Consider the following 18431-nt stretch of genomic DNA (forward strand, 5'->3'; position numbering starts at 1 on the left):
TAGGCTTGTCAACAGGTATTTAAGTGGTATTGTCGCGCTGAGCGGGTGAGGCCAAACTGGTCTGGTTTTCTCTAAGAGCTTCATCCCCCGGAGAGCTGAAATTGGTATTGAATGCGGTATTGTCGATATCATCGCCGCGCAGCCATTCGAACAGGATCGCCATCATGAACGGGCCCACGAACAGGCCGATCACGCCCAGCGTGGACACGCCGCCGAGCAGGCCGAACAGCACGGCGAGAAACGGCAGGTTGACGCGCCGGCCGATGAGTTTCGGGCGGATGAATTTGTCGACCATGAACAGCTCGAACGCGCCCCAGCAGAACAACCCGAGCGCCGCGCCGGAATGGCCCTGGCCCAGCAGCAGCAGCGAGACGAGCGTGAACGACAGCGGCGCGCCGCCCGGCACGAGCGCCAGGTAGCCCGTCAGCACACCGAGCAGCGCCGGTGCCGGCGCGCCCGCGATGAAGTAGGCGCCGCCCAGCACGCAGCCTTCGAGGATCGCGACGGAGACGAGGCCCAGTGCCGTGCCGCGCACGGACAGCGGGAACACGCGGCGCAGCATCGGGTACTGGCGCGGCAGCGCGCGCATGCCGGCCGTGTCGACGTGGTGGATGGCGGCGGGACCGTGCAGGTACAGCACGAACAAGGTGAGCAGCGCGAGGAAGAGGTATAGCGCGTTGGCGAGAATCGTCGAGCCCCACAGGCGCGCGGCGCCCGTCAGGTGCGGGGCGAAGTCGCCGGCGGCGCTGCCGACGAGGCGGTTCAAGCCGCCGGGCAGCGCCAGGTGGTCGTTCCACCACGCGATCGCGTGTTCCGCGACGAGGGGCAGCCGGGCGAGCCACGCCGGCGCCGGCAAGCCGATCTCGTTCGCGCGCGCGAGCAGGCGCTGCACGCCGGCCAGTTCGCCGCCCAGTGTATTGAGCAGCACCAGCGACGGCGCCACGAACCCGAGGATCAACAGGCCCACGAGGCAGGCCGCGCTGGCGAAAGGCGGCCAGCCGCGGGCCTGCAGGCGCACGTGGCCGGGCCACGTGATGACGGCGAGCAGGCCGGCCCACGCCAGCGCGCCGAGGAAGTGTTGCAGGAGGAAGGCCAGCGCCAGCGCGAACAGCGCGGGCACCACGAGTCGCGTTGCGCGCCGGTCCGTCATGCGTGTTGCAAGGCCGCGATGCGGTCTTCGCACGAGGGGTGGCTGCTGAACAGCGCGAGCACGCCGCCGCCTGCGATGCCCGATGCGGCCAGGTTCTTCGGCAGGTCGGCGTGCGCGATGCCGTTCAGGCGCTGCAGCGCGGCGATCATCGGACGCGGCGTGCCCATGATCTGCGCGGCGCCGCGGTCGGCGCGGTATTCGCGCTTGCGCGAGAACCACGCGACGATGATGCTGGCCACGAGGCCGAACAGCAGGTCGCACACGACGGACGTGATCGTGAATGCGATGCCGGGACCGCGCGCCTCGTCGCCGTCGCGGCGCAGGAACTGGTCGACGAAGTACGCGACGACGCGCGCCAGGAAGATCACGAACGTGTTCACGACGCCCTGGATCAAGGTGAGCGTCACCATGTCGCCGTTCGCCACGTGCGCCACTTCGTGCGCCAGCACGGCTTCCACTTCGTCATGCGTCATCGATTGCAGCAGCCCCGTCGACACGGCGACGAGCGACGCGTTCTTCGTCGCGCCCGTGGCGAACGCGTTCGGCGCGCCCTCGTAGATCGCCACTTCCGGCATCGGGATGCCGGCGCGGCCGGCTTGTTTCGCGACGGTGTCGAGCAGCCAGCGTTCGGTGGCGTTGGCCGGCTGCGCGATCACGCGCGCGCCCGTGGTCCACTTCGCGATGGGTTTCGACAGCCACAGCGAGATGAATGCGCCGCCGAAGCCCATCAGGCCGGCGAAGACGAGCAGGGCGCCCAGGTTCAGGCCCTTGGCCGTCAGGTAGCGGTCGACACCGAGCAGGCTCGCCGTGATGCCCAGCACGAGCATGATGGCGAGGTTGGTGGCAAGGAAAAGCAGGATCCGTTTCATGGTCGTATCTCTCATCGTTAACACAAGAATCGCGGCCCGGCGGGCCGTTGTCAAGGCGAAGGATAGGGCAATGACGGATCTTGAAAAAGCGAAGTATCTGGAAGGATTTCTTCGGAAAAACCGATTATAAGCGATGCGCGCCACCCATCATCGCGCGGCCCGCACGAGCGGCAGTTCGACGTAGCTGCTGTGGTAGACGCGCTGCGTGGCCTTCCTGTAGTCGCCCGGCTGCGCGAAGAAGATGTTGGGCACGAACGTCTGCGGATTGCGGTCGTACAGCGGGAACCAGCTCGATTGCACCTGCACCATGATGCGGTGGCCCGGCAGGAACACGTGGTTGGCTGTCGGCAGGCCAAAGCGGTACGCCAGCGCCTTGTTCGGCGCGAGCGCCTTCGGCTTGTCGAAACCTTCGCGGTAGCGGCCGCGGAAGATGTCGCCCGCGACCATCAGCTGATAGCCGCCCATCGCCGGTTGCGACCCCACCTGGTCCGGGTACACGTCGATCAGCTTGACGACCCAGTCGGAATCCGTGCCGCTCGTCGACGCGACGAGGTGGGCGACCGGCTCGCCGCTGATTTTCACGGGCGCCGTCAGCACGTCGGACACGAACGTCGCGACGTCCGTGCGGCCTGACGCCTCGCGCTGGTCGTCGGCGAGCCAGCGTGGCCACGTCTGGCCCTTCGTTTCATCGTAGCCGTACGGCGGGATCGGGCGCTGGCGGAACGGCACGGGCTTCGCCGGATCGGACACGTATTCGTCGTAGCCTTTCGCATCCGCCGCGCCCCCGAGCACGGCCTTCTGCCCGGCGGTCAGGTGCAGCGCGACGGGTTCGATGGCGCAGCCGGACGTACACCCTGCGGGCCACGCGGCCAGGTTGCGCCACTTGTTCGTGCCCGTCTCGAACGCCGTCACCGTGGGAATCGCGGGCACGGATGCGTCGCCCTTCAGGTAGCGCGCAAGGAACGGTTTCAGCACTTGCTGGCGCCAGGTCAGCGCCGTGTCGCTGCCGAACTTCAGGGTGCCCAGCGAGCTGCCGTCGCCGATCGCGCCGCCGTGCGACCATGGGCCCAGCGACAGGAACACCTTGTTGTCGGTATCGTGCGGCTTGATCGCCTTCCACACGGCGATGGCGCCGTAGATGTCTTCCGCGTCCCACAGGCTGTGCACGAGCAACGTGGGCACCGTGACGGGTTCGCCGGCGAGGATGCGGTCCATCGCCTGCTGGCGCCAGAAGTCGTCGTAGGCGGGATGCGCGACGACCTTGTTCCAGAAGCCGCTCTGTTCCAGCCCGCGCTCGCGCGCCAGCGCGCCCGCGGAACCCGCGCGCATGTACATGTCGTAGTCGTCGTAGTTCGTGATGGGCCACTTGACCGTGTTGGCGCGCGTGACGACCTGCTCGAGGATGTACGACATATTGATCTGCCGGAAGGCGCCATTGTGGAACCAGTCGTCGCCCATCCAGCCATCGACCATCGGGTTCATCGGCACGGCGACCTTCAGCGCGGGATGCGGATGCACGAGCGCCATCAGCGGCAGGAAGCCGTCGTACGAGATGCCGATGATGCCCACGCGGCCGTTCGTCTCCGGCACGTTCTTCGTCAGCCATTCGATCGTGTCCCACGTGTCCGTCGAGTGGTCGACGGGCGTCGGGTTCAGCGGCCCGTGCAGCGGGCGGTTCATCACGTAGTCGCCTTCCGACCCGTACTTGCCGCGCACGTCCTGCACGACGCGGATATAGCCCTCTTCGGCGATGACGTCGGCCGCGTTGTCGTAGCCCGTCAGGATCGTCTCGAGGTCCGAACTGTCCGCGTGGTTCACGAGGCTGGACGCATCGTACGGCGTGCGCGTCAACAGGATCGGCGCGTTCTGCACGCCGTTCGGCACGATGATGATGGTGTTGAGCTTCGTGCCGTCGCGCATGGGGATCAGCACCGTGCGCTTCACGTAGTTGAAGCCCGCGTTCGGCGCGGTGAATTCGGCCGGGGTCTCGGTAGGCAGCGCGGGATATTGCGGTGCGGGCGGCGCCACCTGCGCGTGCGCGAGGCCGGCGAGTGCCAGCGCGGCGAGAAGTAGAGGGAAGCGCGGCGCGCGGCGGACAGCGAGTGGCATCATCGGGAGGCGTCCTTGGCTGGTCGGGTCGGCCGCTACATTAGCACAGCCGGACGCGCATCCGCTCACCCGTTCGCCGTACGCGCCGCAGCGTGTTCGCCGCACGCCGGCACTTCATGCAGACCAGCTTCGAACAGCACGACGCGGCGCGCGCGCGGCAAGCCTTCCCACCACGCGAGCGGGAAGGTGAGGCGGCGGTCGGCCATGCGCACGAACGCGTCGAAGCCGGGCTGCGTCTGCGCCAGCACGACGGCTTCCTCGAGGTGCGACGCCCGCACTTCGATGCGCATGCCGCCTTCGCCGGGAAAGGCCAGCACGCGCGAGACGTCGTCCCACGGCACGACGACGTCCCTGGTTGCGAAGCCGTCCGGGAACGTGCGGATGCCGGACTGGGCGCGCGGCACCAGGCGGAGTGTCATGCGACGCGCCAGGCGGGCGAGGGCGGACGGCATGGTGCGCTCCGCCGTCACCGGCCCGCGTGCGGCCCGCTGCGGTCGACCAGCAGCAGCTGGCCGCGGCCCACTGTCTTCGCCGCGGTGCGGCCGCGGTCGTCGACGTTGACGCTGGCCGTGCCCGGCCCGTGCACGACGATGTCCGCGTGGGTCGCCGTCAGGCCGCGGCCATCCATGCTGCCGGAGCCGGACAACTGCGCGTCGACTTGCGCCACGGTGCCGTCGACGTGCGCGTCGCCCGGGCCGCCCATGCGCAGCAGCAGGCGCTTGGCCGCAAGGTGCGCGTCGATGCCGCCGGAGCCGTGCAGGTCCGCGTCCAGCGTGTCGGATACCTGCGCCAGCTTGACACCACCCGGACCGTGGCTGCGCACGGTCGCCTTGTTCGTCTTGAGGTTCGCGGCGTCGAGGTCGCCCGAGCCGCCGATCTCCACGGTGAGGTCGCCCACGGAGCCCGCGAGTGTCACGTTGCCCGGTCCGTTCATGCGCAGTTGCGCGGCGCTCGCCTGCAGGCCGCGCACGGCCAGGTCGCCGGAGCCGTCCACTTCCGCGTCGAGGCGGCGCAGATTGCCCGCGATGCATGCCTGGCCGGGGCCGTGCTGCACGCTGCGCGCGCCGTCGACGGCCAGCGCGCAGCCTTCGAAGTCGCCCGCGCCGGACATCTCGAGGTCCAGGTCGCGGCTCGTGCCGGACAACTTGACGCCGCCCGGGCCGTGCATGCGCACCGTGGCCTTCGCGACGCGCAGGCCGTCCGCTTCCAGGTCGCCGGCACCGCCGCTCTGCACGGCCAACGTATTGCCCACGCCCGCGAGCCGCACGTCGCCCGGACCGTTCATCGTGAGGTCGACGTCGGCCGCCTTCACGCGTGTCAGGTCCAGGTCGCCGCTGCCGCTTGCCGTCACGGCCAGCTGTCGCACGGCGCCGCTCGCGCGCACGTCGCCCGGTCCCGTGTCGGCCAGCGTGAAACGATCGCCGCCGAGATGGTCGACCTCGACGTCGCCGCTGCCCGCGGTCGCCAGGCGTTTCAGGCCGGCCGCGCCGATGCGCACGGTGACGGTCTCGCGGCGCTTGCCGAAGCTGAAGGAGAAACCGTTGCGCTGCACGGGCCGCACGAAGAGCGTGTCGCCGCGCACGAGGGTCTCGACCTCGGCCAGTTGCTGGCGCTCGCCGCTCAGTTCCAGTGCCGGCTGCGCCTGCGCGTCGATGACGACGTGGTACGGCCCCGCCAGCTCGATCGCGCTGAAGGCGGCGACGGGGCGGCGTTCCGTCGCGACGGCGGAGCTTGCGTCTTGCGGCCCGGCGTACGAGACGGGTGCCGTGGCGATGGCACCGGCCGCGAGCGCGGCGGCGAGGAGGGTGAGCTTGAGGGCGGTCTTCATGGTGTCGTCGTTCTCGTGCGGCAGCGCCGGGAGACTGCACGATACGACAGGCACCGTCGGCGCGCAGCCGCCGTTCGACGAACGCGCGAATCCGTGGAACAGGCTGCGGAAAAGAGGGGGCGGACGGCGGCCCGCTCTACTTCACCGGCGCGACCGTATAGCCGGCCTGTTCGAGGTCGGCCAGCAGGCCGCCGCAATCGGCCCCGTCGTGCTTCGCCGCGAACAGGTTGCGCACGGGGACGACGTAGAAATGCGTCCCGCCGTCGGCCAGCGCGTTGATGCGCCGGACCCAGTCGCGATTGCGCGCGCAGACGAGGCCCGCGTCCAGCGGCGCCAGGCGCGCGAACGTGCCGCCCGCGGCGGGCGTGCGGTTGCGCAGCAACGCGTCGAAGTCGTGCGTCAGCCGGGGGATGGCGCGGGCCGCCGGCTCGGCGGCGTTGTCGACGACGTCCTGCAGCAGCAACGTGCGGCGCGGGCCGGACGCGCAGTAGGCGCGCATCATGCCCGTGCGGTCGTCGATGTCGTGCACGGCGATGTCGGGCCGCGCGCGGATGAGTGCCGCCGCCACGCTGCCGCGCGGCGCCTCGGCCGCGGCCCCTTCGGTCTTGCGGCCGGCCGCCAGCGCGGCCGCCTGGTCGCGCGCGAACTGCAGCAGCGTGAACTCGTCGCTCATCTCGATCAGGCGCGCCCATGAGCGTGCCTGCGTGTCGGGGTCGGGCGCCTGCGCCAGCGCCTTGACGTCGAGGGCATCGCGGCGCGCCATGTCGGCTTGCAAGGTGAGCGTGAGGATGCGCTGGCGCAGGTCGTTCAGCCGGGCGATGCCGGCTTCGTCGAGCTGGCGCAGGTCGCAGCCTGGATTGGCGTCGAAGTCGGGCGGCGCCTCGTCGCCGTCGCCCACGCCCTCGACGGACAGCGTGCTCGACGCCCGCAGCGCAGGCAGCACAGCGCGTGTGTAATAGCCGTCGAACTCGACGGGCAGGCCGACCGAGGTTGCTGCCAGCACGTACAGCACGGTGGTACCGTGTTCGGGGGCGGTGCGTGTGGCTTTCCACAGCCGCGGCGCGGCGGCCGGTGCGGCAGACGCGGCGCCGACCATGAGCGCGAACAGGCAGGGAAGAAGGCGGGCGGTCGTCATGGCGGCGATTATAGGCCGCCGGGCCCGCGCACGGCCGAGCCGAACATGACAGTTTGTCCACGCGGCATCGCCCCGCCGAGACGTCCCGCCGTGAATGTGGCTCGAGCACAACGGCGCAGCCGGCCGCGCCGCCGCGTTCGCCCGTCCGGGCGCGCCGCCGCAAGCTGACCCGTGGCCGGAACGGGGGCCGAATGTCATAATGGATGCTCGTCAAGGAGAACACAGTGATCCGCTACATGGGCACGCGCAAGAATGCGGACGGTGCCGCCGTTTATGTATTCATCGTCAACGGCCTGGAAAAGGAAGTGCGCGAGCACGCCCTCAAGCAGCATCCCGGCTGCTACGAAGCGCTGCCGGCTTCGGTGAAGGCGAAGATCGCCGCCAACCGGGCATGGCTGTCCAAGCTGTGACGCCGCTGCGCCGGTTTGCCGGCGTGCTTGCGCTGGCGTTGTCTCTCGCCGGGCCGGCGTGTGCGCAGACGCAGGACAAGCAGCCATCCACGTTCGGCCCCGTCATCGGCGCGGCGCTGCTGTGCCACGACCATCTCGACAACGCGTATTTTTATTCCTGGCTGACGACCCATTTCGGCGCGCCGTACAAGCACACGGGCGGCGCGTACTGGTTCCGCACGGGCGAGGCGACGCTGTGGGGCGCGCCCGTGACGGAAGTGATGGTCAGCGACGACACGAGCGAGTGGGTGTTCGTGGGCGCCGTCGCCGACGTGCCGCCGGACGAACTGGAACAGGCGGTCCGCAAGGCGGCCGGCGTGCGCCACGTGGCGGCCGACGCATCGGCCTACCCATTGCGGATATCCACCCCCGGCAGCACGATCGCCTACTACAATGCCCAAAGCAAAATATACTGCGCGAAGTTCAAACCGCTGCCGCCGCGCCGGTAAGCCTTTGGTATTGGTATGTACACACATTATTTTCATCTGAAGCAGGCGCCGTTCTCGATCGCGCCCGATCCGCGTTACCTGTTCATGAGCGAGCGTCACCGCGAGGCGCTTGCGCACCTGCTGTACGGCGTCAAGAGCGGCGGCGGTTTCGTGCTGCTCACGGGCGAGATCGGCGCCGGCAAGACGACCGTCTGCCGCTGCTTCATCGAGCAGGTGCCGGACGATTGCCGCCTCGCGTACATCTTCAATCCGAAACTGACGGTCGAAGAACTGCTGCAGACGATCTGCGACGAATTCCGCATCGACGTCGCGGCGGGCGGCGGCGTGAAGGCCTATGTCGACGCGATCAACGCGTACCTGCTCGACAGCCACGCGCGCGGCCACAACAACGTGCTCGTGATCGACGAGGCGCAGAATCTGTCGGCCCAGGTATTGGAGCAGTTGCGCCTCCTGACGAACCTCGAGACGAGCGAGCGCAAGCTGCTGCAGATCATCCTCATCGGCCAGCCGGAACTGCGCGCCATGCTCGCGCGGCCGGAGCTGGAGCAATTGGCCCAGCGCGTGATCGCCCGCTACCACCTGGGCCCGCTGTCGGCCGCCGAGACGGATGCCTACGTCGCGCACCGCCTGGCAGTCGCGGGCGTACAGGGCGCGGCGCCGATCCCGTCCGCGCTGGCGCCGTTGATCCACCGCCTGACGGATGGCGTGCCGCGCCGCATCAACCTGCTGTGCGACCGCGCGCTGCTCGGCGCCTACGTCGAGAACAGCCGCGAGGTGACGGCCAAGATCCTGCGCCGCGCCGCGCGTGAAGTGTTCGCGGGCGACGCCGCGGCCGCCGCCGGCGCCCCCCGTCCCCCGTTGCGCTGGCCGTTCGTGGCCGGCGGCGTGCTGGCCGGCGCGGCGCTCAGCGCGGCCGCGTGGCAGGCCGTGCCGCACGGCGCCGCACCGCCGGCCGCGCCCGTCGCCGTGAAGGCGCCCGCCAAGCCGGCACCGGCCGTCGCGCTGGCCGACCCGTCCGCGCAACCGCTGGCGCTCGGCACGCAGGACGAGGCATTGCGCGCGCTGGGTGCGCTGTGGGGGCAGCAGTTGCCGGCGGGCGCCCCGTGCGACGGCGCGCCGCGCCTGGGCCTGCGCTGCTACCAGGGCCACGGCGGCCTGTACGAACTGCGCCTGCTCGACCGGCCCGCGATCATCGGCCTGCACGACGGCCAGCGGCTCGGCTACGCCGTGCTCACCGGCATCGACGACACGAACGCCACACTCACCATCGACGGCCGGCCACATATCGTGAGCCTCGGCGCGCTGGCGACCCGGCTGGACGGCGACTACACGACGTTGTGGAAGGTGCCGCGCGGTTTCCGCGACCAGGTGGGGCCGGGCGACAGCGGGCCGGACGTCGACTGGATCGCGACCCGGCTCGCGGAACTCGACGGCAAGCACGCGGCCCCGCCGCCGGGCCAGGCCCTGGACGAGCCGACGCGGCGCCTGCTGCGCGCGTTCCAGGTGAAGCAGAACCTGAAGGCGGACGGTCTGGCCGGCCCGCGCACCTATATGCGGCTGAACCAGCTCTCCGGCGTCGCCGAGCCGCGCCTCTTGGCAGCCACGGGAAAATGACATGTCCTACATCCTCGAAGCCCTGAAGAAGGCCCAGGCCGAACGCCAGCTCGGCAATGCGCCGACGATCCACGCGCAGCAGGCCGCGCCCGTGGCGCCCGCGCGCGCGGCGGGCGGCCGCAAGCCGCTGCTCGTCGGCCTCGGCGCAGGGGCGCTCGTCGTCGTCGCGGGCGCGCTGCTCGTGTGGCGCCAGGCGCCCACGGCGGCACCGGCAGCGCGGCTCGATGCCGCCCGCACGCCCACGCCGGCGCCCGTCCGCGCGCCGGATGCGCTGCAGGTGAGCGTGCCGCCCGCGTCCGCGCCAGCGCCAGTGTCCGCCAATGCGCCCGCGCCCGCGCGCGTGGCCGAGCCGTCGATCGCCCCGGCGCAGGTCCCGGCGGCGCCCGCATCGGTGGCGCAGACCGCCGCTGTACCCGTACCCGGACGCGTGACCGAGCCTGCGGTCGCGCGGCCGGCGCCGAGCGCGCCCGCCGTTCCGGCACCGACCGCCCCGGCGCAGGCCGCCGCCGCGCCTGCAGCAGCGCGTCCGGCAGCAGCCGTACCTGCGCAGGTTGCCGTCGCCCCCGCACGCGCGCCCGAGCCGGCGGCGGCGCGTCCGGCGCCCCCCGCGCAGGCCGCCGCCAAACCTGCTCCCGAGGACAGCCTGCCGTTCCTGCAGCAGCTGCCGGAGGCCCAGCAGCGCGACATCCCCCGCGTGACGTTCGGCGGCTATATGTATTCCGCGAATCCGGCGGACCGCCTGCTGCTGGTCGACAAGACGCTGCGCCACGAGGGCGAGGAAGTCGCGCCCGGTCTCGTGCTGGAAAAGCTGCTGCCCAAGGCGGCCGTCATGAACTACCGGGGCCTGCGCTACCGTGTCGTCTACTGAGGCCGGCGGCCGCGGCCCCGTGCTGGGCGTCATCGGCTGGTCCGGCAGCGGCAAGACGACCTTGCTGACCTGGCTCGTCGGCCGGCTGGCGGCGGCGGGGCTGCGGGTCAACGTCGTCAAGCACAGCCACCACGACATCATGCTGGAGCCGCCGCACAAGGACAGCGCCCGCCTGCGCGCGGCCGGCGCAGCCGAGGTGATGATCGCGTCGCCGTACCGCGTCGCGATCATGCGCGAGCTGCGCGGAGCCGCCGAGCCCCCGCTGGCCGAGCACCTGGCGCGCCTCGCACCGGCCGACCTGACGCTCGTCGAAGGCTATAAATGGGAGCCGCTGCCGAAGCTGGAGGTGTACCGGCCGGAAGTCGGCAAGCCGCCGATGTTTCCGGACGATCCGCACATCGTCGCCGTCGCGTCCACCGCGGCACGGCCGGACGGGCTCGCGGCGCATGTCGCGTGGCTGGACCTGGAAGACCGGGACGCCGTCTTGCGCTGGATCTGTCAATTCCATCGCCTGCCGGCCTAAAGTCCGCGACGATCCTGCCGTTAATGGAGATGACCGGCTGTACGGGCGCACTCGGCGCCCGGCCGACCGTCGAGACCACCACAGGAGCACATATGGACGTCATGGGTATTGCCAAGCTCGCCACCAGCATCGCCGACACGGGCACCCGCCAGGACGTCGCCGTCGCGGTGCTGAAGAAAGCGCAGGACATCGAGGCCGCCCAGGCGACCCAGCTGCTGGAAGCCGTGCAGGCCGCGTCGCCCGCGCCGAACCTGCCGCCGCACCTGGGCAACCACGTCAACACGACGGCCTGACGCGCACGTCAACGGAATCGCCGCGCCCCGCGTTATCGGCGCAGTACCCGGCAGACGGGGGCGGCCACACAACGACAATCCGCTCAGCCGCCACCAACGGGCTGTGCAGCGGCGACCCAAAGCGTCCCGCGCGCAGCCGCCAACGGCCGCCCCGGCCGGCGTACACTTTCCCGCATCCTGCCCGGCCGCGCTAGAATGCTTGCCGTAGTGCATGTACGCACCATCATTCGGAGAAACCCATGAATAAACGACAAGCCCTGATCGCCGCCGCGCTCGCGAGCGTCTGCGCCGCCCAGGCATCGGCCGCCGGCCAGATGGATGCGCAGTCCGGCGCCGAAGAAAAATGCTATGGCGTGGCGAAGGCCGGCCAGAACGATTGTGGCAGCGCCACCCATGGCTGCGCCGGCCTGGCGAAGTCGGACAACGAGCCGGGCGATTGGAAATTCGTTCCGAAGGGCACGTGCGAAAAAGCGGGCGGCAAGCTGACGCCGCCGAAGAAGAAGGACAAGTAAGCCGTCATGGCCGCCGCTGACCGGCCCGCGCAAGGCGCCGGCATCGGCCTGCGGGCGCCGCACTACCGCGCCTTCCTCGACGACAAACCGGCCGTCGGCTGGGTCGAGGTGCACACGGAAAATTTTATCGCTCGGGGCGGCCACGACTGGCACGTGCTGCGCGCGGTGCGGCGCGACTATCCCGTCGGCTTGCACGGCGTGGGCCTCGGCCTCGGTTCCGTGCACGGCTTTTCCGACGACCACCTGGCCCGCGTCGCCGCGCTCGTGGCGGCCATCGAACCGGCCCTCGTCTCCGAACATCTCGCCTGGGGCGCGCTGCGCGACCGCCAACTGAACGACCTGCTGCCGCTGCCGCTGGACGGCGCCGCGCTGGACCTCGTCGCGACGCGCGTCATGCGCGTGCAGGATGCCATCAAACGTCGGATCCTCGTCGAAAACGTCTCCACCTATGTGCGCTTCGCGGCGGATGCGATGAGCGAGGCCCAGTTCCTCGCCGAACTCGCGCGCCGCACCGGATGCGGCGTGCTGCTGGACGTGAACAACCTGTATGTCAACGAGCGCAACCACGGCGAGGATCCGTACGCCGCCATCGAGGCACTGCCGCGCGCGAGCGTGGGCGAGATCCACCTGGGCGGCCACCTCGTCACGGCGGACGGCGTGATCGACCACCACGGCGCCAAGGTCGCGCCACCCGTGTGGGACCTGTACCGCGCCGCGCTGGCCCGCTTCGGCGCCGTGCCCACGCTCGTCGAATGGGACACGGACCTGCCGCCGCTCGCCGTGCTGCTGGACGAGGCGGCGCGCGCGGACACGATCGCGGCTGCCACGGCGGGGCAGGGTGCCGGCGGAGACCTCATCATCACCGTCGACCCGGCGCCGCGCGCCGACCTGGACACGATCCAGCAAGCGTTCGGCGTCGCGCTGTTCGATGCGGCCGGCGACATGGCGCTCGTGCCGCTGTTGAAGGGCGATGCGCGCCGCGTCGGCATCTACCGGGGCAATCTCGCCGCGCATTGGACGCGTGCGCTGGCGTCCGCGTATCCCGTGCTGCGCCGGCTCGTGGGCGACGACTTCTTCGACGCGCTGGCTGGCGTCTTCGGCCGCGCGCATCCCGCACGCGACCCGGACCTGAACCGTTTCGGTGCCGAATTACCCGATTTCCTCGCCGGCTTCCCGCCGGCCGCCGACCACCCGTACCTGCCGGACGTCGCGCGGCTCGAGTGGTGCGTGCACGAGGCGTGGTTCGCCCCCGATGACGACGGCCCGGCGCCGACCGTCGCGGGCCTCGCACCCGATGCGTTCGAGGCCGCGCGCGCCGTGCTGCATCCGGCGCTGCGGTTGCACGCGTCGCCGTGGGCCACGGTGGCGCTGTGGCGCGCGCACCAGGACGGCGGGCCCGCGTTTCCGGACGCGCTGCGGGCGGACACGCACGCGCTCGTGCTGCGCGCGCGCGTCGCCGTGACGGTGGAGGCGATCAGCGCGGCGGAATACGCGGCGCTCGCATGTCTCGCGCACGGTGGCACGTTCGGCGCGGCGCTCGACGCGGCGTTCGACGTGGACGGGGACTTCGATGTGGCCGCGCACCTGCGGCGCTGGCTGGATGGGGGAATCGTGAGGAGAATCGTGACGGAGCGGTGAAGGCGGCGCCGCGGGGCCGCCGTGCCGTCAGTGGTAGAAGGCGCGCAGGATGCGTTCTTCGCCGGTGCGGTCGTGGTGCAGCTCGTTCGCCGCGTGCGTCGCTTCCATCATCCGGTTCAGCTGTTCTTCCTCGAAGCGGGCCAGTTCCTCGTTGGCGGCCGTGAGCGCCACCGCCAATTTGGCGCGGGCGTTCTGGTATACGACACCGGTGTAATGGTCGGTATTCTTGAGCAGCTCTTCCGCGTTTTCGATGACGAGGCGCAGGTCGCCGATGAGGCGCTGCTGCGTCATGGAGCTTGGTTCCGGGGTTTCCATCTTCCTCACCTTTAGCCGAATTTACGACTTCAATATAGAGAAGGGGGACTGCCCAAGTTTGTCAGCGCGCAAACGTCAACCCGCACCGTCGGGGACGGCTTACCCACCGCGACCTTGCAGGCCGCGCGGCAACGCTTCAGCGCACCTGGATCCGGATGTCGCCCAAGGTCACGACCTGGCCCGCGCGGATCTTGGCCGTCTTGCGCAGTTCCTGCTTCCCATCGACCGACACGTCGCCGCTGGCCACGACGTGCTTACCGGCGCCGCCGCTGTCCACCACGCCGACCAGTTTCAGCAGCTGGTTCAGCTCGATGAACTCCGATGTCAGTTCAAAAGTTGTTGTTTGCATCATTCTATCCCTGGATAACAATCGGTGTCGTACTGTTGTGTCTGTTTAGACAACACCTGGAAAAAAAACAACGCCGCCCCCGCGCGGGCGGGGACGACGTTCGATGGCCATGCGGCGCCGTCAGTCCGGGCTCGGCCGCGTCATCTCGATGGGCACGATCCACTGGTCGAACTGCGCCTCGTCGACGAAGCCCGACTGCAGCGCGGCCTGGCGCAAGGTCAGCCCGTCGTGCTGGGCCGTCTTGGCGATCTGCGCGGCGCGATCATACCCGATATGCGGGGCCAGCGCCGTCACCAGCATCAGCGATTGCTCCATCAGCTCGCCGATGCGCTTGCGGTTCGGCTCGATGCCGCGGGCGCAATGCTCGTCGAACGAGCGCATGCCGTCTGCCAGCAGGCGTGCGCTCTGCAGGAAGTTGTGGGCGATCATCGGCTTGAACACGTTCAATTCGAAATTGCCCTGCGCGCCGCCGACGGTGAGGGCGACGTCGTTGCCGAACACCTGGCAGCACAGCATCGTCAGCGCCTCGCACTGCGTGGGGTTCACCTTGCCCGGCATGATCGAGCTGCCCGGCTCGTTTTCCGGGATCGTGATCTCGCCCAGGCCGGAGCGGGGGCCGGACGCCATCCAGCGCACGTCGTTGGCGATCTTCATCAGCGCGGTGGCCAAGGTCTTGAGCGCGCCGTGCGCCAGCACCATCGCGTCGTGGCCGGCGAGCGCCATGAACTTGTTCGGCGCCGACTTGAATTGCAGGCCCGTGCGCGACGAGATCTCGGCCGCGATGCGGTTGGCGAATTCCGGATGCGCGTTCAGCCCCGTGCCGACTGCCGTGCCGCCGGCGGCCAGCAGCAGCAGGCCGGGCAGGGTGTTCTTGATCGCGTGCTCGGCGAATTCGAGTTGCGCCACGTAGCCGGAGAATTCCTGGCCCAAGGTCAGCGGCGTCGCATCCTGCAAGTGGGTGCGGCCGATCTTGACGATGTCGGCGAAATCGCGCGATTTGGCTTCCAGCGTGCCGCGCAGCTTCGCCAGCGCGGGCACCACGTCCTTGGCGACGGCCAGTGCGGCCGCCACGTGCATCGCGGTCGGGAACATGTCGTTCGACGACTGCCCCATGTTGACGTGGTCGTTCGGATGGAGCAGGCGCGCCTCGCCCCGTTCGCCGCCGAGCAGTTCGGACGCGCGGTTGGCGAGCACCTCGTTCATGTTCATGTTGCTCTGCGTGCCGGAGCCCGTCTGCCAGACGGACAGCGGGAATTCTGCCGGATGGCGCCCTTCCAGCACTTCGTCGGCGGCGCGGATGATGGCGTCGGCCTTGTCCTGCGGAAGCTTGCCGAGCGAGCGGTTGACGGCGGCCGCGGCCCGCTTCACCTGCGCCAGCGCGGCGACCAGCTCGGGCGGCATCGTCTCGCTCGAGATGTGGAAATGGTGCAGCGAGCGCTGCGTCTGCGCGCCCCACAGATGGCCGTTCGGTACCTCGATGGGGCCGAAGCTGTCCTTCTCGATCCGGTTTTCCATGGATGTGTCCTGTTGGTTTGACAATGGAATTAAAGAGTGTACCGCAACGGTCGTTAACGACGCAGAAGCCTCAATTTTCCACGCTCCCACGCCATGGCCCGCCGCACACGCCTTATCCTCTGCAGTCTCTCCCTCGCCGCGTTCGTTTCTGCCCACGCGGCCGAGCTGGGCGATCCGCGCGTGTCGTCGCACATCGGCCAGCCGCTCGTGGCCGACGTGGAGCTGACCTTGCTCGACGATCCCGCCACGCCCGTGCAGGTGCGCGTGGCCAGCCCGGAGGTCTACAACGGCGCCGGCATCGCCGTGCCGCCCGTGCTGGCCAGCCTGAACCTGTCCGTGATGCGGCGCGACGGCCGCCAGTTCCTGCACGTGACGTCGCTGCGCCCCGTCGATGCGGACCACGTGCACCTGTACCTGGAACTCGTCGACAAGGGGCAGCGCGCCGTGCGGTTGGCCACGCTGTGGCTGACGCCCGATCCCACGCCGGCACCGCCTCCCGCGCCCGCGCCCGCGCCGGCGCGCGTGGCTGCACCGGCACCGCTGTCCGCACCGGTGCCGGATGCCGTGCTGCTGGCCCAGGTCGAGCGGGCCCGTGCGGCGCGCGCCGCTGCCGCTGCAACTGCCGCCGTCGAAGGGGCCGCCGTGCCCGCCGCGCCCCGGCCGCCGGTGCGACGCCCGCATCCGGCGCCGGCCGCCAAGGCGCCCGCACTGCCGGTGGCGCAGCCGGACGCCCATCCGGCCACGTGCGCGCGACCCGCCGCGGAAGCCCAGGCCTGCGCGGCGCTCGGCGCGAAGAACGACGAATTGCGCGCCCGGCTGGGCCAGGTCGAGGACCGGATGAAGAAGCTGCAGGTGGCGCTGACGGCGCCGGTCGGCGTGAAGCCGCCGGCCGGGCTCGAGCGCAAGGACGGTGGTGCCAAGGGCGAGCCGGCCAAGGACGTGCAGGCACACGCGGACGTCGCCAAGCCCGAGGCAGCCAAGGCCGCGCAGGCGCATCCGGACGGCGCCAAGGTCGAGTCGGCCAAGAACGCATCGGCTCATCCGGCGGTCGCCAAGCCCGAGCCCGCCAAGCCCGCGCCGGCGCATCCGGACGGCGCCAAACCCGAGCCGGCCAAGGACGCCAAGCCCGCACCGGACGCGCCCAAGCCGGCCGCGGCCGTCCCGCCCACGCCGGTGAAGCCCGTCGTGCCGGCGGGCCCGCGCCCCATCCATTCGATCAAGCCGCTCGTGGCGCACGCGCCGAAAGCGCCGCCGCCCGATGACGGCCTGCCATGGGGCTGGATCGCCGCCGTCGCCGGTGTGCTGGCGCTGGGCGGGGCAGGGGCGTTCGTCGTCGTCCGCCGGCGCCGCGCCGGTGCGGGCGGCGGTGGCGCAGGTCCCCTCGCCAGGCTGAGGGCGCGCTTCGCGGCGCGTGCCGGGAAGACGCAGCCGGATGCGCTTGAACCCCGCGCGCAACAGGCCGCCGAACCGACGCTGGACTGATCCTTGAACACGTTCAAGTTCGGCGCACAAGTCGTCTACACAAGTCCGATTTTTGCGTTATACTCTGTTTCAATGATCTTTTGATCACAGATCAAAGCTCATGAAACGGCCCAGGGTCCGCCGCAGCCACCACCGATAGCGTGGCGCGGGACCGGACTATCGCTGAGGAAGCGCCTGGGACCGGAAGCGGTTCGCCTGCCGGCAGTGGCAGGTGGACGCCGGAGGCAACCGGCAAGAGGCGACGCCAGGGGATGCCTGGTGCTCGCTCTCCCCCAATTCCGGCGGAACGTCCACGACGGGTCGCCACGACGAACTAAACAACCCGCGCAGACGACCCCGTCGCTGCGCGGGTTTTTGTTTGGCGGTCGCGCGGTTGCTTGGTGCGTTGGCCCCATGCCCGGGTTATCGCTACCATGGTGCTTCATCCGATCGATGAGGAGGGGACATGAGCGACGCCTCGCCGGCGCGCGCGCCGCGTGCCGACCTGTTTTCCGAATACTGCCCGTCGCGCGACGTGCTGAAGCACGTGACGAGCCGCTGGGGCGTGCTGCTGCTCGTCGCCTTGCTGGACGGCCCGCAGCGCTTCGGCGAATTGCGCCGCAAGGTGGGCGGCATCAGCGAAAAGATGCTGGGCCAGACCCTGCAGTGGCTGGAACAGGACGGTTTCGTGCAGCGCATCGCGCACCCGGTCGCGCCGCCGCACGTGGACTACCGGCTGACGCCGCTGGGCGAGGGCATCGGCCGCAAGGTCGGCGAGGTGGTGGCGTGGATCGAAGGGAACCTGGACGGCATCCAGGCGGCGCAGGCGGCGCATGCGGCAGAGGCAAGCTAGAAAGCAAAAAGCCCCAGGACCGTGGTCGAGGGGCTTCGGCTGGCGTGGCGGCGGATCAGTGAGCCGGGCTCAGCGCGCGGTCGAGCTGGCCCATCCACGGTTCCGTGATGTCGCGCACGGCGCGGTCGTTGGCCATGATCTGCTTGAGCAGGTCGATCTTGCGCTTGCGCTCGACGCCGGCCAGCGGCGGCACGCCGCTCTTCGCCGCGCTCGCCTGCAGGGCGCACTGCGTTTCCAGGCGGGCCAGGCCGTCCCAATCCCCTTCGCGCGCGGCCACTGCCATGCGGCTGCTCAATGCGGCGATGTTTTCGTACATTGCGAGGACTTCGTTGGACGTCATGACTGCGCTCCACCAGGGTGACCACACCGGCCGGATTACCGGTTGTCTGCCTTTTACGGCAGCGTTTTGGGGAACTTTAGGGTTTTCGAAAGATTTTTTTGAAATTTTTTTTCGGACGGCGCGCTATAGTGCTTGCCGGCGCGTGCTGCCATGCCGGCGCG

At 70.0% G+C, this 18431-nt stretch carries 20 protein-coding genes; 10 read left to right on the plus strand and 10 right to left on the minus strand.

Annotation, left to right across the window (positions count from 1 at the left end; all coding sequences use genetic code 11):
• Nucleotides 1-19 precede the first annotated feature (19 nt).
• The 6 genes from NX784_RS19940 to NX784_RS19965 all read right to left on the minus strand — a co-directional run bounded on the left by NX784_RS19940 (nt 20) and on the right by NX784_RS19965 (nt 7091).
• Nucleotides 20-1150, minus strand: a complete 1131-nt coding sequence (locus tag NX784_RS19940; protein ID WP_258818439.1) for an AI-2E family transporter — start codon at nt 1148-1150, stop codon at nt 20-22.
• Nucleotides 1147-2019 carry a protease HtpX gene (htpX, locus tag NX784_RS19945; protein WP_258818440.1) on the minus strand — a complete coding sequence of 291 codons (873 nt, stop codon included), beginning with the start codon at nt 2017-2019 and terminating at the stop codon, nt 1147-1149. Before htpX ends, NX784_RS19940 begins: the two co-directional genes overlap by 4 nt.
• A 147-nt stretch (nt 2020-2166) precedes the next feature.
• Complete coding sequence (locus NX784_RS19950; protein WP_258818441.1) at nt 2167-4131, minus strand: CocE/NonD family hydrolase; 1965 nt, start codon at nt 4129-4131, stop codon at nt 2167-2169.
• 62 nt (nt 4132-4193) lie between these two features.
• On the minus strand, nt 4194-4580 hold the full coding sequence (locus tag NX784_RS19955) for a hypothetical protein (RefSeq protein WP_258818442.1): 387 nt from the start codon (nt 4578-4580) through the stop codon (nt 4194-4196).
• 14 nt (nt 4581-4594) lie between these two features.
• Nucleotides 4595-5956 (minus strand): GIN domain-containing protein, encoded by a 1362-nt coding sequence (locus NX784_RS19960; protein WP_258818443.1) that lies wholly within the window; start codon nt 5954-5956, stop codon nt 4595-4597.
• Between the two features lie 136 nt (nt 5957-6092).
• Nucleotides 6093-7091, minus strand: coding sequence for a TraB/GumN family protein (locus NX784_RS19965; protein ID WP_258818444.1), 999 nt, complete (start codon nt 7089-7091; stop codon nt 6093-6095).
• 224 nt (nt 7092-7315) lie between these two features.
• Between NX784_RS19965 and NX784_RS19970 the strand changes: the two genes are divergently transcribed.
• The 8 genes from NX784_RS19970 (at nt 7316) to bufB (ending at nt 13437) form a co-directional block, all read left to right on the plus strand.
• Entirely contained in the window at nt 7316-7501 is a 186-nt protein-coding gene (locus NX784_RS19970) for a hypothetical protein (protein WP_258818445.1), read from the plus strand.
• Complete coding sequence (locus NX784_RS19975; protein WP_258818446.1) at nt 7483-7989, plus strand: hypothetical protein; 507 nt, start codon at nt 7483-7485, stop codon at nt 7987-7989. The genes NX784_RS19970 and NX784_RS19975 overlap by 19 nt, the downstream gene beginning before the upstream one ends.
• Nucleotides 7990-8004: 15 nt before the next feature.
• Nucleotides 8005-9603: an ExeA family protein gene (locus NX784_RS19980; protein ID WP_258818447.1), complete on the plus strand. Its 1599-nt coding sequence runs from the start codon at nt 8005-8007 to the stop codon at nt 9601-9603.
• Nucleotide 9604: 1 nt separating this feature from the next.
• On the plus strand, nt 9605-10471 hold the full coding sequence (locus tag NX784_RS19985) for a general secretion pathway protein GspB (RefSeq protein ID WP_258818448.1): 867 nt from the start codon (nt 9605-9607) through the stop codon (nt 10469-10471).
• On the plus strand, nt 10458-10994 hold the full coding sequence (gene mobB / locus NX784_RS19990) for a molybdopterin-guanine dinucleotide biosynthesis protein B (protein ID WP_258818449.1): 537 nt from the start codon (nt 10458-10460) through the stop codon (nt 10992-10994). Before NX784_RS19985 ends, mobB begins: the two co-directional genes overlap by 14 nt.
• A gap of 92 nt (nt 10995-11086) precedes the next feature.
• A complete protein-coding gene (locus NX784_RS19995; protein ID WP_258818450.1) occupies nt 11087-11287 on the plus strand; it encodes a YjfB family protein in 201 nt (66 codons plus the stop codon).
• Nucleotides 11288-11526: 239 nt separating this feature from the next.
• Complete coding sequence (locus tag NX784_RS20000) at nt 11527-11799, plus strand: BufA1 family periplasmic bufferin-type metallophore (RefSeq protein WP_258818451.1); 273 nt, start codon at nt 11527-11529, stop codon at nt 11797-11799.
• Nucleotides 11800-11805: 6 nt separating this feature from the next.
• Nucleotides 11806-13437 (plus strand): MNIO family bufferin maturase, encoded by a 1632-nt coding sequence (gene bufB, locus NX784_RS20005; RefSeq protein WP_258818452.1) that lies wholly within the window; start codon nt 11806-11808, stop codon nt 13435-13437.
• A 27-nt stretch (nt 13438-13464) separates the two neighbouring features.
• Here bufB and NX784_RS20010 read toward each other — a convergent pair whose 3' ends face one another.
• The 3 genes from NX784_RS20010 to fumC form a co-directional block, all read right to left on the minus strand.
• Complete coding sequence (locus tag NX784_RS20010; protein ID WP_166859782.1) at nt 13465-13752, minus strand: DUF883 domain-containing protein; 288 nt, start codon at nt 13750-13752, stop codon at nt 13465-13467.
• Between the two features lie 136 nt (nt 13753-13888).
• On the minus strand, nt 13889-14101 hold the full coding sequence (locus NX784_RS20015) for an RNA-binding S4 domain-containing protein (RefSeq protein WP_166859783.1): 213 nt from the start codon (nt 14099-14101) through the stop codon (nt 13889-13891).
• Between the two features lie 120 nt (nt 14102-14221).
• Nucleotides 14222-15616, minus strand: a complete 1395-nt coding sequence (fumC, locus tag NX784_RS20020; protein ID WP_258818453.1) for a class II fumarate hydratase — start codon at nt 15614-15616, stop codon at nt 14222-14224.
• Between the two features lie 93 nt (nt 15617-15709).
• Between fumC and NX784_RS20025 the strand changes: the two genes are divergently transcribed.
• Nucleotides 15710-17098: a FimV/HubP-related protein gene (locus tag NX784_RS20025; RefSeq protein WP_258818454.1), complete on the plus strand. Its 1389-nt coding sequence runs from the start codon at nt 15710-15712 to the stop codon at nt 17096-17098.
• Nucleotides 17099-17543: 445 nt separating this feature from the next.
• Nucleotides 17544-17930: a winged helix-turn-helix transcriptional regulator gene (locus NX784_RS20030; protein ID WP_258818455.1), complete on the plus strand. Its 387-nt coding sequence runs from the start codon at nt 17544-17546 to the stop codon at nt 17928-17930.
• Between the two features lie 55 nt (nt 17931-17985).
• On the opposite strand, the gene NX784_RS20035 is transcribed toward NX784_RS20030, so the two are convergent.
• Entirely contained in the window at nt 17986-18270 is a 285-nt protein-coding gene (locus NX784_RS20035; protein ID WP_258818456.1) for a flagellar protein FliT, read from the minus strand.
• Nucleotides 18271-18431 lie beyond the last annotated feature (161 nt).

Source organism: Massilia pinisoli (genome assembly GCF_024753285.1).
In the GTDB taxonomy this organism is placed as follows: Bacteria; Pseudomonadota; Gammaproteobacteria; order Burkholderiales; family Burkholderiaceae_D; genus Telluria; species Telluria pinisoli.